At 44.4% G+C, this 13,770-nt stretch carries 9 protein-coding genes and 4 tRNA genes; all 13 read left to right on the forward strand.

Features of this window, described 5'->3' with window-relative positions; genetic code table 11:
• The first annotated feature begins 114 nt into the window (after positions 1-114).
• The 13 genes from DYADSP32_RS21140 (at position 115) to rpoC (ending at position 13,762) form a co-directional block, all read left to right on the forward strand.
• A tRNA-Tyr gene (locus DYADSP32_RS21140) sits at positions 115-197 on the forward strand.
• A 55-nt stretch (positions 198-252) separates the two neighbouring features.
• A tRNA-Gly gene (locus DYADSP32_RS21145) sits at positions 253-325 on the forward strand.
• 88 nt (positions 326-413) lie between these two features.
• Positions 414-485, forward strand: a tRNA-Thr gene (locus DYADSP32_RS21150).
• Between the two features lie 253 nt (positions 486-738).
• A complete protein-coding gene (gene tuf / locus DYADSP32_RS21155; RefSeq protein ID WP_149240897.1) occupies positions 739-1,926 on the forward strand; it encodes an elongation factor Tu in 1,188 nt (395 codons plus the stop codon).
• A gap of 104 nt (positions 1,927-2,030) precedes the next feature.
• Positions 2,031-2,101, forward strand: a tRNA-Trp gene (locus tag DYADSP32_RS21160).
• Positions 2,102-2,118: 17 nt separating this feature from the next.
• Positions 2,119-2,310: a preprotein translocase subunit SecE gene (secE, locus tag DYADSP32_RS21165; protein ID WP_149240896.1), complete on the forward strand. Its 192-nt coding sequence runs from the start codon at positions 2,119-2,121 to the stop codon at positions 2,308-2,310.
• Between the two features lie 36 nt (positions 2,311-2,346).
• Positions 2,347-2,901: a transcription termination/antitermination protein NusG gene (gene nusG / locus DYADSP32_RS21170; protein ID WP_149240895.1), complete on the forward strand. Its 555-nt coding sequence runs from the start codon at positions 2,347-2,349 to the stop codon at positions 2,899-2,901.
• Between the two features lie 76 nt (positions 2,902-2,977).
• A complete protein-coding gene (gene rplK / locus DYADSP32_RS21175) occupies positions 2,978-3,427 on the forward strand; it encodes a 50S ribosomal protein L11 (RefSeq protein ID WP_149240894.1) in 450 nt (149 codons plus the stop codon).
• 33 nt (positions 3,428-3,460) lie between these two features.
• Complete coding sequence (gene rplA / locus DYADSP32_RS21180; RefSeq protein WP_149240893.1) at positions 3,461-4,159, forward strand: 50S ribosomal protein L1; 699 nt, start codon at positions 3,461-3,463, stop codon at positions 4,157-4,159.
• A 2-nt stretch (positions 4,160-4,161) separates the two neighbouring features.
• Positions 4,162-4,692 (forward strand): 50S ribosomal protein L10, encoded by a 531-nt coding sequence (gene rplJ, locus DYADSP32_RS21185; RefSeq protein ID WP_149240892.1) that lies wholly within the window; start codon positions 4,162-4,164, stop codon positions 4,690-4,692.
• Between the two features lie 86 nt (positions 4,693-4,778).
• Positions 4,779-5,165: a 50S ribosomal protein L7/L12 gene (gene rplL / locus DYADSP32_RS21190; protein WP_149240891.1), complete on the forward strand. Its 387-nt coding sequence runs from the start codon at positions 4,779-4,781 to the stop codon at positions 5,163-5,165.
• Positions 5,166-5,483: 318 nt separating this feature from the next.
• On the forward strand, positions 5,484-9,344 hold the full coding sequence (rpoB, locus tag DYADSP32_RS21195; protein ID WP_414617943.1) for a DNA-directed RNA polymerase subunit beta: 3,861 nt from the start codon (positions 5,484-5,486) through the stop codon (positions 9,342-9,344).
• Positions 9,345-9,439: 95 nt separating this feature from the next.
• Complete coding sequence (gene rpoC / locus DYADSP32_RS21200) at positions 9,440-13,762, forward strand: DNA-directed RNA polymerase subunit beta' (RefSeq protein WP_149240889.1); 4,323 nt, start codon at positions 9,440-9,442, stop codon at positions 13,760-13,762.
• The last annotated feature ends 8 nt before the right edge of the window (positions 13,763-13,770 follow it).

Consider the following 13,770-nt stretch of genomic DNA (forward strand, 5'->3'; position numbering starts at 1 on the left):
ATATTTTATTTTATATTTTTTTTCAAAAGTGTTTGAGAATTTCAAAAAAGGCTATAATTTTGCAGCTCCAAAAGTGAAGCAAGCGGTTTTCACGGTTGTATTGAAATGTTGACTGGGGGTGTACCAGAGTGGCCAAATGGGGCAGACTGTAAATCTGCTGGTGTACGCCTACGGTGGTTCGAATCCATCCGCCCCCACAGTTTATGCCAGCGTTACTCTTTGTTCTACCAGTCAAAGAGAGGCAAAACAAATGCGGAAGTAGCTCAGCTGGTAGAGCGATAGCCTTCCAAGCTATAGGTCGCGAGTTCGAACCTCGTCTTCCGCTCAATTTTTAAGACACCGAAAGCGACCAGCGAAAACATTCATATTGATACTTTTTCGCTGGTCGCTTTTGGCTGTTTACGATAAATTTTGCCGTTGTAGCTCAGGGGTAGAGCACTTCCTTGGTAAGGAAGAGGTCAGGGGTTCAAATCCCCTCAATGGCTCGAAAAGAGCATTGAAACATTGGGTAGAGCACTTCCTTGGTAAGGAAGAGGTCAGGACGGTTCGCCGTTGCGACCGGGCGGCCGGTGCCGCGGTCCGCCGCGCGGTTCAAATCCCCTCAATGGCTCAAAAAGATTTTGATTCTTGTATTTAGTTAATTGGTTTTGAAGGGTTTGGTAATGCAAGCTAAAACAGGATCAATCATTAGTGTTTAATAAATTCGTAATAACTTTTAATTTTAAGCGTACTTAAGTCATGGCAAAAGAGACGTTTGACCGCTCGAAACCCCACGTAAATATTGGTACTATCGGGCACGTTGACCACGGTAAAACTACCCTTACTGCGGCTATCACAACTGTGTTGGCGAAAAAGGGTTTAGCTGTACTTCGCGATTTCTCATCAATCGACAATGCTCCTGAAGAGAAAGAACGTGGTATCACAATTAACACATCCCACGTTGAGTATTCGACAGCAAACCGTCACTATGCTCACGTTGACTGTCCAGGTCACGCGGATTATGTAAAGAACATGGTAACTGGTGCTGCCCAGATGGACGGCGCTATCATCGTAGTTGCTGCTACGGATGGACCTATGCCACAAACACGTGAGCACATTCTTTTGGCACGCCAGGTAGGTGTTCCTCAGCTTGTTGTTTTCATGAACAAAGTGGATATGGTTGATGATCCAGAACTTCTTGAACTTGTTGAAATGGAAATTCGTGAGCTTTTAAGCTTCTACGATTACGATGGAGACAACATTCCAGTTATCCAGGGTTCTGCTTTGGGTGGATTGAATGGAGAAGAAAAATGGGTTAAAACGATTGAGGATTTGATGGACGCTGTTGACAGCTACATTCCAATTCCTCCTCGTATGACTGATCTTCCTTTCCTTATGCCTGTTGAAGACGTATTCTCGATCACTGGTCGTGGTACTGTTGCAACTGGTCGTATTGAAAGAGGAGTAATCAACTCTGGAGAGCCTGTTGATATCTTGGGTATGGGTGCAGAAGGTCTTAAATCTACCGTAACAGGTGTTGAGATGTTCCGTAAAATCCTTGACCGTGGTGAAGCTGGTGATAACGTAGGTCTGTTGCTACGTGGTATCAACAAAGAAGATATCCGTCGTGGAATGGTAATCTGTAAGCCAGGTTCTGTTAAACCTCACGCTGCTTTCAAAGGAGAGGTTTATGTACTTTCAAAAGAAGAAGGTGGACGTCACACTCCATTCTTTAACAAATACCGTCCTCAGTTCTACTTCCGTACCACGGACGTAACTGGCGAAATTACATTGCCTGCTGGTGTTGAAATGGTTATGCCAGGTGACAACATCACAATTGATGTGAAATTGATCAACAAGATTGCTATGGAAAAAGGTCTTCGTTTCGCGATTCGTGAAGGTGGACGTACCGTAGGTGCTGGTCAGGTTACAGAAATTGTTGACTAAGCTTAGGTAAACAATATGAAAACAAGTGCATTTCTTTTGGAATGCACTTGTTTTTTGTAAATAAATTGTATCTTTGCAGCCCGAAAGAATGGATTGCGGGAAATACGGGTGTAGTTCAAGGGTAGAATAGCGGTCTCCAAAACCGTTGATGGGAGTTCGAATCTCTCCACCCGTGCATAAGCAAAATGACAAATGGATAAATTTACTTCTTTTTTGAAAGCGTCTTGGGAAGAAATTACCGAGCATGTCACCTGGCCTCCTTTTAAAGAGTTACAGGCAAACACTACCCTGGTGCTGGTGGGATCTCTCATTTTTGCCTTTGTGGTAGGCGTGATGGATTTTGCTTTTGAAAATGCACTCAAACTGTTTTACCAGTCTTTTTAAGACTTTCATAATTGAAGTGGCAAATCCCTGAATGGTATGAGTAGTCTAAATTGGTTTGTATTAAGAGCTGTGTCGGGACAAGAGAGAAAAATCAAGTCCTACATTGAAAATGAAATAGCACGGCAGAAATTCGAAGAGTTCGTTCCGCAAATCTTGATTCCTTCGGAGAAGATATACGAAATGCGAAATGGAAAGAAGCGGGTTAGGGAGAAGAATTTTTTTCCCGGATACATTATCATTTCGGCTGACCTTTCTAAGGGAGAAGTGTTGCACATTATTACCAGCATTCCTGGGGTTATCGGTTTTCTGGGAAATTCAGAGGGAAATTCTAAGGTACCTGTTCCGTTAAGGCAGTCCGAGATTAATAGAATCCTCGGGCGAGTGGATGAAGCAGAGCAACAGGAAGAGGCACCAAGCATGTCTTTCATTAAAGGCGAGACTGTGAAAGTTGTGGATGGTCCTTTCAGTGGATTTATCGGCCTGGTGGAAGAAGTTTTTGACGAGAAGAAAAAACTCAATGTAGTTGTAAAAATATTCGGGCGTAATACACCCGTGGAACTCAGTTACGCACAAGTAGAAAAGGATAGTTAAAAGGATAACGGGCAGGGTAAGCTTCCACTTGCATGTGAGCCGTTAAACAATTAATGAACCGACAAATTCCAAAACAATGGCAAAAGAAATAGGTGGATACGTCAAACTACAGGTAAAAGGTGGCGCTGCCAATCCTTCACCTCCGATTGGTCCTGCATTAGGATCGAAGGGTTTGAATATCATGGAGTTTTGTAAGCAATTCAATGGCCGTACTCAGGATAAGCCTGGTGTGGTATTGCCGGTAGTTATTACGTACTATAAGGATAAGTCTTTTGACTTCGTCATTAAGACCCCCCCGGCCGCGATTTTGCTCATGGAAGCATCAAAAGTGAAGTCAGGTTCGGCTCAGCCAAACCGTATTAAAGTAGGGTCAGTTTCATGGGATCAGGTTCGTACGATCGCTGAAACCAAAATGCCCGACCTTAACTGCTTTACTGTTGATTCAGCTATGAAAATGATAGCGGGAACGGCTCGTAGTATGGGAATTACCGTAGCTGGCAAAGCCCCGTGGGAAGAAAACAACTAAGCGTAGTTTAATTACGCCAAAGAAACAAAGAACATGGGAAAATTGACCAAAAAGCAAAAAGAAGCTCTTTCGAAATTCGACGCTGATCAGGATTATTCACTGGTTCAGGCTGCGGAAGTCCTAAAGACGATTTCTTACACCAAATTTGATTCTTCAGTGGATATTGATGTCCGTTTGGGCGTTGATCCACGTAAGGCGGATCAAATGGTGCGTGGCGTGGTAACACTGCCACACGGAACCGGAAAGGATGTTCGTGTCTTGGTACTTTGTACTCCTGATAAGGAAGCCGAAGCGAAAGAAGCAGGAGCAGATTATGTTGGTCTTGATGAATTTATCCAAAAGATAGAGCAAGGCTGGACAGATATCGACGTAATTATCACGATGCCCAGTGTAATGGCAAAAGTGGGTAAGTTAGGTAAAGTATTAGGTCCTCGTGGTCTGATGCCAAATCCTAAATCAGGTACGGTAACACCGGAAGTTGGAAAAGCTGTGAAAGAAGTAAAGGCAGGTAAGATTGATTTCAAGGTTGACAAAACCGGTATCATTCATACAAGCGTTGGGAAAGTTTCTTTCGGAACCGACCAGCTTGCACAGAACGCACAGGAGGTTATCAATACCTTGGTTCGCCTTAAACCATCATCGGCAAAAGGTACTTACGTAAAGAGCATTCACTTGTCAAGTACGATGAGCCCGGGTGTTTCAATTGACAAAAACACGATTCCAGGATTATAATTATGACACGGGAAGAGAAAGCAGTAATTATTGACGAATTAAGTCAGAAATTTTCTAGCACTCCATATTTCTATATTACAAATGCAACAGGCATGTCTGTTGGGGAAGTAAATACGCTGAGAGGCTTATGCTTCGAACGTGGTATCGAATACAGAGTTGTTAAAAATACGCTGATCAGAAAAGCACTAGAAGCACAAGATACGGACTATTCATCTTTCAACGAAGTGTTGAAGGGATTTTCCGGAATCATGTTTCACCCGGAGTCAGGCAAAGTTCCTGCGCAATTGATCAAAGAATTCAAGAAGAAAACAGGAATCGACAAGCTCAAATTTAAAGGAGCTTCTGTGGATACGTCTGTATTCGTTGGCGAAAACCAACTTGACGTTCTGATCGCTCTTAAATCCAAACAAGAAATGGTTGGAGAGATCATCGGATTGTTGCAATCACCTGCTAAAAATGTTATCGGCGCTCTTTCAAGCGGTGGTCACAAATTGGCTGGTATCCTTAAAACATTGTCTGAAAAAGAAGACTAATCATAGTGACCAGGCTGAGCTCTCCGGGTTGATAACAAGGGCTTTTAAAATCATCTTATTGTATAATCACAAAATCGAAAATAAAAATGGCAGATTTGAAAGCGTTCGCGGAACAACTTGTTAACCTTACGGTTAAAGAAGTTAACGAATTGGCTACAATTCTTAAAGACGAATACGGCATTGAGCCTGCAGCTGCTGGTGCAGTGATGGTAGCAGGACCTGCTGGTGGCGCTGGTGCTGATGCTCCGGTTGTTGAAGAAAAAACGTCTTTTGATGTAATCTTGAAAGCGGCAGGTGCTAGCAAGCTGGCTGTTGTGAAATTGGTTAAAGACCTTACAGGACTTGGACTTAAAGAAGCAAAAGAACTAGTTGACGGTGCTCCGAAACCAGTTAAAGAAGGAGTTGCGAAAGACGAAGCAGAAGCTTTGAAAAAACAACTTGAAGAAGCTGGTGCTGAGGTTGAAGTGAAGTAATTTGCTTTCCGACACAGTCCTATAATACTTGGGAAACAGGCCTGACTTTCGTCAGGTCTTTTCCTATTTTAAGTTTGAACCAAACAAAATTCACTTCACAGCGTTTGGTATTTAGGTTGACAGGCTTTTTTTAGCTGGTTTTCCACTCTTCTTTTGATCGTCCTGGCCTGAAACACTTCTTCACTCGTAGGAATGAAGCACAGGGGCCGCCGGTCTTTTACTACGAGGCATACGATTAAGGTTTTAAACTAATTAGTGCGGTAGCGTGTTGTGATCAGTCGCACCGTTTCGTTCTTCTAACCCAAATCAGACATAGCCTTGGCTACAAAAAACACTTCCAGAATTAATTTCTCGCGGATTAATCAAATCATTGATTATCCGGATTTGCTGGGAATTCAGGTGCAATCATTCCGCGACTTTTTCAGTCTTGACACTTCGGTGGAAGACCGTTCGGACGAGGGATTGTACAAAGTATTCGCAGAAAATTTCCCCATTGCCGATTCACGCGACAATTTTGTGCTTGAGTTCATCGATTATTTGCTTGAACCACCAAAATATTCCGTTGATGAGTCCATTGATCGTGGTCTGACTTACGCGGTACCATTAAAAGCCAAGTTGCGTTTGATATGCAATGACGCTGATCATGAAGAATTTGAAACCATTGAACAGGAAGTTTTCTTAGGAAATATTCCTTACATGACAGAACGCGGTTCTTTCGTAATCAATGGTGCAGAGCGTGTAATTGTATCTCAATTGCACCGTTCACCAGGTGTGTTCTTCTCCATGAGCAAGCACACCAACGGATCCAAATTGTATTCTGCACGTATTATTCCATTCAAAGGGTCGTGGATTGAATTCTCGACGGATGTGAATAATGTCATGTACGCATACATTGACCGTAAAAAGAAATTCCCTGTTACAACCCTTTTAAGAGCCATCGGTTTCGGTTCTGATAAAGACATTCTCGATCTTTTCGGTCTTTCCGAAGAAATAAGCGCTACACCTGCAAACCTGAAAAAGGCGGTAGGCCGTCGTTTGGCTGCAAGGGTACTTCGTACCTGGACAGAGGATTTCGTGGATGAAGATACCGGTGAGGTTGTTTCGATCCAGCGTAATGAAGTATTGCTTGAACGTGATTCTACAATTTCTCCCGAGGATATCGAGGTGATTGTGGAATCGGGTCAGAAATCCGTTATTCTGCACAAAGAAGATATGAACGTTGCGGATTATAACATCATTTATAATACGCTTCAGAAAGATAGCTCAAACTCTGATAAAGAGGCAGTTGAGCAAATTTACCGTCAGCTTCGTAATGCGGAAGCGCCGGATGAGCAAACTGCACGTGATGTTATCCAAAGCTTGTTCTTCAGCGATAAACGTTATGACCTGGGTGATGTGGGTCGTTACAGGATCAACAAAAAACTAGGATCGGACACAAGTCTTGACGTGCGCGTGCTGACAACCGGTGATATCGTTTCCATCGTGAAGTATCTGATCGGTCTGATCAATGCGAAGGCGGTTGTCGATGATATAGATCACTTGTCAAATCGTCGTGTTCGTACGGTAGGTGAGCAGCTTTATGCCCAGTTCGGAGTAGGTTTAGCGCGTATGGCGCGTACCATTAAGGAACGTATGAACGTACGTGATAACGAAGACTTTAAACCCGTTGATCTGATCAACGCGCGTACTTTGTCTTCCGTAATCAATTCATTCTTTGGTACAAACCAGTTGTCACAGTTTATGGATCAAACCAATCCATTGGCTGAGATTACGCACAAAAGACGTATGTCTGCCCTTGGGCCTGGTGGTCTTTCGCGTGAAAGAGCAGGTTTCGAGGTTCGTGACGTTCACTACACGCACTACGGTCGTCTTTGTACGATTGAAACGCCTGAGGGACCAAATATCGGTTTGATTTCATCTCTTTGCGTATTTGCCAAAGTAAACGGAATGGGTTTTATCGAAACTCCTTACCGTGTTATTGATGGTGGCGGAAAGCTGACGAATGATATTATATACATGACTGCCGAAGAAGAAGATTCCAAATACATTGCCCAGGCAAATGCCTCGGTCGATAAGAGCGGAAACTTTACGGTAGAAAAGATCAAGACACGTTTTGAAGGGGACTTCCCGATGGTGGATCCTTCTCAGGCATCTTATATGGACGTTGCAGCCAACCAGATTGTATCTGTTGCGGCTTCGCTTATCCCGTTCCTTGAACATGATGATGCTAACCGTGCCCTGATGGGATCGAACATGCAGCGCCAGGGTGTTCCATTATTGCGTCCACAGGCGCCAATCGTGGGAACTGGTCTGGAAAAGCGTGTGGCAATGGATTCACGGGCGTTGGTTGTTGCAGAAGGAGACGGTGTAATTGAATACGTGGATGCCAAGAAAATTGTCGTAAAATATGACAGAACGGACGACGAGCGTCTGGTTAGTTTTATTGAGGACAGTGTATCCTATGATCTGGTTAAATTCCGCCGCACCAACCAGGATACTTGCTTAAACCTTCAACCAATGGTTCTTAAAGGCCAGAAGGTTTCCAAAGGGGAGGCTCTATGCCAGGGATATGGTACCGAAGGTGGTGAACTTGCTTTGGGACGTAACCTGTTGGTTGCATTCATGCCTTGGCAGGGATACAACTTTGAGGATGCGATTGTAATCTCTGAAAAAGTGGTTCGTGAAGATATCTTTACTTCCATTCACATTGAAGAATTTGAGTTGGAAGTTCGTGATACGAAACGTGGAGAAGAAGAACTTACCGCTGAAATTCCAAACGTAAGTGAGGAAACCGTTAAAAACCTTGACGAAAATGGTATCGTTCAGGTAGGTACAGAGGTAAAAGAAGGAGATATTCTGATTGGTAAAATCACTCCAAAAGGAGAATCGGATCCAACTCCGGAAGAAAAGCTTCTTCGTGCAATCTTCGGTGACAAGGCTGGTGATGTGAAGGATGCTTCCAAAAAAGCACCTCCGTCTATGAAAGGTGTGGTTATTGATACCAAACTTTTCTCCCGCCCTACGAAAGAGGAACGTGCAAAACACAAAGACGAGTTGAAGTTGCTTATGAAAAGATACAGCCGCGAGCTGACAGCACTTCGCGGACGTATTATCGACAAGCTTGTTTCACTTGTTGACGGTAAAACTTCACAAGGAGTGAAGCACAAATTTGGTGATGAGTTAGTGACCAAAGGTGTTAAGTTCAATGTGAGAAATATCTCCGAAAACTTGTTCCCAGCCAATAACCCCTATCGTGATGAAAGTCAGTACGCGGTAGTTGAGGAGGTGAACTTGATTGGTGACGTATTGACCGACTCATGGACTGAGGACGCCGAGACAAACCGTCAGGTTTCTTTGGTACTTAAAAATTACCTGAATTCACGTAGCGAACTCATGGGCCGTTTCAAACGCGATCGTTTTGCGCTTGAAGTTGGGGATGAACTTCCTGCCGGTATCGTGAAGCTTGCGAAAGTATATATTGCCAAAAAACGTAAATTGAAAGTGGGGGATAAAATGGCGGGTCGTCACGGTAACAAAGGGGTTGTCGCCCGTATTGTTCGTGATGAAGATATGCCATTCCTTGAAGACGGAACACCAGTTGACATCGTGCTGAACCCACTTGGGGTACCTTCGCGTATGAACATCGGTCAGATCTACGAAACCATTTTGGCTTGGGCTGGTTTGAAACTTGGACGCCGGTACGCAACACCAATTTTTGATGGTGCAACAGAAGCCGAGGTAGCAGCTGAGCTGAAAGAAGCAGGTCTGCCAGATTGGGGCCGTACATATCTTTACAATGGATTGAGTGGAGATCAGTTTGATCAGCCAGTAACAGTTGGTCTGATGTACATGATGAAACTTGGTCACCTTGTTGATGATAAGATGCACGCCCGTTCTATCGGACCGTACTCACTTATCACACAACAGCCATTGGGTGGTAAAGCGCAGTTCGGTGGTCAGCGTTTTGGAGAAATGGAAGTGTGGGCACTTGAAGCATTCGGTGCATCCCACATTCTTCAGGAAATCCTCACCGTTAAATCGGATGACGTTGTTGGCCGTGCCAAAGCATACGAAGCAATCGTGAAAGGCGAAAACCTTCCGAAACCAAATATTCCGGAGTCATTCAACGTACTTGTTCACGAGCTTCGTGGATTAGCATTGGAGATTACGCTGGACTAATTTATAGTCGTAAGCGGGGTTGCACGAGTGTGTGACCCCACTTAGAAATGCAATAAAAATTGAGTTTCGACTAACAGACAAACGACTTTTTAATTATGTCTTTCAAAAAGAACAAAAAACTTAATAGTGATTTTTCCAGAATGACGATCAGTCTGGCATCACCGGAGTCTATCCTTGAGAGCTCCTTCGGTGAAGTAACCCAGCCTGAAACCATCAACTACCGGACCTACAAGCCGGAAATGGGTGGGTTGTTCTGCGAACGTATTTTCGGACCTGTGAAGGACTGGGAATGTCATTGTGGAAAATACAAACGTATCCGTTACAAAGGTATCATCTGCGACCGTTGCGGTGTAGAAGTTACTGAGAAAAAGGTACGTCGTGAGCGCATGGGACACATTGAACTGGTGGTTCCTGTGGCACACATCTGGTACTTCCGCAGCTTGCCGAACAAAATCGGTTATCTGCTTGGACTGTCTACCAAAAAACTGGATCAGATCATTTACTACGAGCGATATGCAGTAGTGCAGGCTGGTATCAAAGAAGAAGACGGTGTTGGTTATCTTGACTTCCTTACGGAGGATGAATATCTGGACATCATCGACAAATTGCCGCGCGAAAACCAAATGCTTCCCGACACGGATCCTAACAAGTTCATCGCGAAAATGGGTGCTGATGCGCTGGAAATGCTTTTGAACCGGATCAAACTGGATGAGCTTTCTTACGAACTTCGTCACCAGGCAGCAACGGATACTTCTCAGCAACGTAAAGCGGAAGCTTTGAAACGTCTGAAAGTTGTTGAAGCTTTCCGTGATGCGAATACGCGTATCGAAAACCGTCCTGAATGGATGGTGATCAAAATGGTACCTGTTATTCCACCGGAACTTCGTCCGCTTGTACCTCTTGACGGTGGGCGTTTTGCGACTTCCGATTTGAATGATCTTTATCGTCGCGTTATCATTCGTAACAACCGTCTGAAACGTCTGATCGAGATCAAAGCGCCTGAGGTAATCTTGCGTAACGAAAAACGTATGTTGCAGGAAGCGGTTGATTCGCTTTTTGATAACAGCCGTAAAGTAAACGCGGTACGTTCAGAAGGGAACCGTGCCTTGAAATCACTTTCTGATATGCTTAAAGGTAAGCAAGGACGTTTCCGTCAAAACTTGCTTGGTAAGCGTGTCGATTATTCAGGTCGTTCGGTAATTGTCGTTGGACCTGAATTGAAACTGCATGAGTGTGGTTTGCCGAAAGATATGGCTGCTGAATTATTCAAGCCGTTTATCATTCGCAAGCTGATCGAACGCGGAATCGTTAAAACTGTAAAATCAGCGAAGAAAATTGTTGATCGTAAAGATCCTGTGATCTGGGATATTTTGGAAAACGTGTTGAAAGGACATCCTGTTCTTCTTAACCGGGCTCCAACGCTTCACCGCTTGGGTATTCAGGCTTTCCAGCCTAAGTTGATCGAAGGAAAAGCGATCCAGTTGCACCCATTGGTGTGTACTGCATTCAACGCTGACTTTGACGGTGACCAGATGGCCGTTCACGTGCCATTGGGTCAGGAAGCCGTTTTGGAAGCTTCTATGTTGATGCTTTCTTCGCATAACATCCTTAACCCAGCGAATGGTGCACCGATTACGGTACCATCTCAGGACATGGTTTTGGGTCTGTATTATGTTACAAAAGGTCGCGTAAGCACACCGGAATATCCGATCATCGGAGAAGGAATGATTTTCTATGGTCCTGATGAAGTAATCATCGCGATCAACGAAGGCAAACTTTCAAAACATGCGAATATCAAATGCCGTCTGCGTGTACGTAACGATGACGGAACTTTTGAAACGAAGCTTGTAGATACCGTTGCTGGACGTATCTTGTTCAACCAGGCTGTTCCTGCAGAGGTGGGTTATATCAATGAATTGCTGACCAAGAAAAAATTGCAGCAGATTATTGGTTTGGTTTTCAAAATGGCGGGGGTTGCCCGTACTGCTCAATTCCTTGATGAAATCAAAGAACTTGGTTTCCAAATGGCCTTCAAAGGCGGTTTGTCAATGGGATTGAACGACGTAATGGTACCGGACGAAAAAGTGAAACTGATCGAACAGGCGAAAGTTGACGTAGAAAACGTCTGGAGTAACTATTTGATGGGTCTTATCACTGAAAACGAACGTTACAACCAGGTTATCGATATCTGGACACGTGTTAACTCACGTATCACAGAAACGCTAATGAAACAACTGGAAACAGATCAGGGTGGATTTAACTCGATCTATATGATGATGCACTCAGGAGCACGTGGTTCCCGTGAGCAGATTCGTCAGTTGGGTGGAATGAGGGGTCTTATGGCCAAGCCTCAGAAAAATATCGCTGGTGGTGCAGGTGAAATCATCGAGAACCCGATCCTTTCTAACTTTAAAGAAGGTCTTGACGTTCTTGAGTACTTTATCTCCACACACGGTGCACGTAAAGGTCTGGCAGATACAGCCTTGAAAACGGCTGATGCGGGTTACCTTACACGTCGTCTGCATGATGTTGCACAGGATGTTGTGGTCATTGAAAATGACTGCGGATCACTTCGTGGTATCGCTATCTCTGCGCTGAAAGACAACGAAGATATCGTTGAGCCACTTTCAGAACGTATTTTGGGTCGTGTGAGTGTACATGATGTATTTGATCCGTTGTCGGGTGAAATCATCCTTACTTCCGGACAGGAAATTACGGAAGAGATTGCTGCATACATTGATGAGACTAGTATTGAAACCGTTGAAATACGCTCGGTGTTGACTTGCGAGACACGTAATGGTGTTTGTGCTAAATGCTATGGACGTTCACTTGCTTCGGCATATATGGTTAACATTGGTGAAGCTGTTGGTGTGATTGCATCGCAGTCGATCGGTGAGCCTGGTACACAGCTTACACTTCGTACGTTCCACGTCGGTGGTACTGCTTCCAACATTTCTGTTGAAGCAAACATCAAGGCGAAATTCGACGGTGTGATCAGCTTTGAAGATCTTCGTCTGGTTCAGTCTGTAAATTCTGAAGGCGATGATGTAACCGTTGTTATGGGTCGTTCAGGGGAAGTGAAAATTACCAATCCTGAGACTAAGCAATTGTTGATCTCCAACAACGTACCTTATGGTGCACACCTTTTGGTTAAAGAGGGTGATAAAGTAACCAAGGGACAAGAGCTTTGTACCTGGGATCCCTATCACGCAGTAATCCTTTCTGAATTCACTGGTATCGTTTCTTTCGACGCCATTGAAGAAGGTATCACTTACCGTGAAGAATTTGATGAGCAAACAGGTTTCCAGGAATCCGTGATCATTGAAACACGTGATAAAACCAAAAACCCTGCTTTGGTGGTGAAAGGTAAAAGCACGCTGTTGAAAGACCAGACTGAAAAAGGTTATAACCTACCGGTTGGAGCACGTTTGGTTGTGAAGAATGGCATAGCGATTAAAGCTGGTCAGCCTTTGGCAAAAATCCCTCGTGTCGTTGGAAAAACCCGCGATATTACGGGAGGTCTGCCACGTGTAACGGAACTTTTCGAAGCGCGTAACCCATCCAACCCTGCAACGGTAACTGAAATTGATGGTGTTGTATCTTACGGTGGTGTGAAACGTGGTAACCGTGAAATTCACATCGAATCGCGGGACGGTACACAACGCCGTTACATGGTCGCACTTTCGAAACACATTCTGGTTCAGGATGGTGACTTCGTAAGAGCAGGAGATCCGTTATCGGATGGGGCCATTACGCCTGCTGATATCTTGTCGATCAAAGGACCAACTGCCGTTCAGGAATATCTTGTGAATGAAATTCAGGAGGTATACCGTCTGCAAGGTGTGAAGATCAATGATAAGCACATTGAGTGTATCGTTCGTCAGATGATGCAAAAGGTGGAGATCCTTGATGCCGGTGACACCAACTTCCTTGAAATGCAACCGGTTGACCGCGTTGTGTTCCGTGAAGAAAACGATAAGATCCTGGATCTTAAAGTAGTGGAAGATCCAGGTAGCTCGGAAACGCTGAAACCAGGTATGATTATCTCGGTACGTCGTCTGCGTGATGAAAATTCAAGCTTGAAACGCCGTGACCTGAAACTGGTTACTGCACGTGATGCACAGGCCGCTGTGGCGAAACCTACTCTGATGGGTATTACACAAGCGTCACTGGGTACTGAAAGTTTTGTTTCTGCGGCTTCGTTCCAGGAAACAACCAAGGTATTGAGTGAAGCAGCGGTTCGCGGAAAACGTGATGAACTGAAAGGTCTCAAAGAAAACGTGATCGTAGGTCACCTGATTCCGGCCGGTACAGGTATGCGTCAATACGAAAACATCATTGTTGGCTCGAAAGAGGAATTTGATGCTTTAAATGAATCTCGCGAAAAACAAGCACGTAAAAAGCGTGAATTGGTTTAGCAGGGAAT

Source organism: Dyadobacter sp. 32, assembly GCF_902506755.1.
Classification (GTDB): domain Bacteria; phylum Bacteroidota; class Bacteroidia; order Cytophagales; family Spirosomataceae; genus Dyadobacter.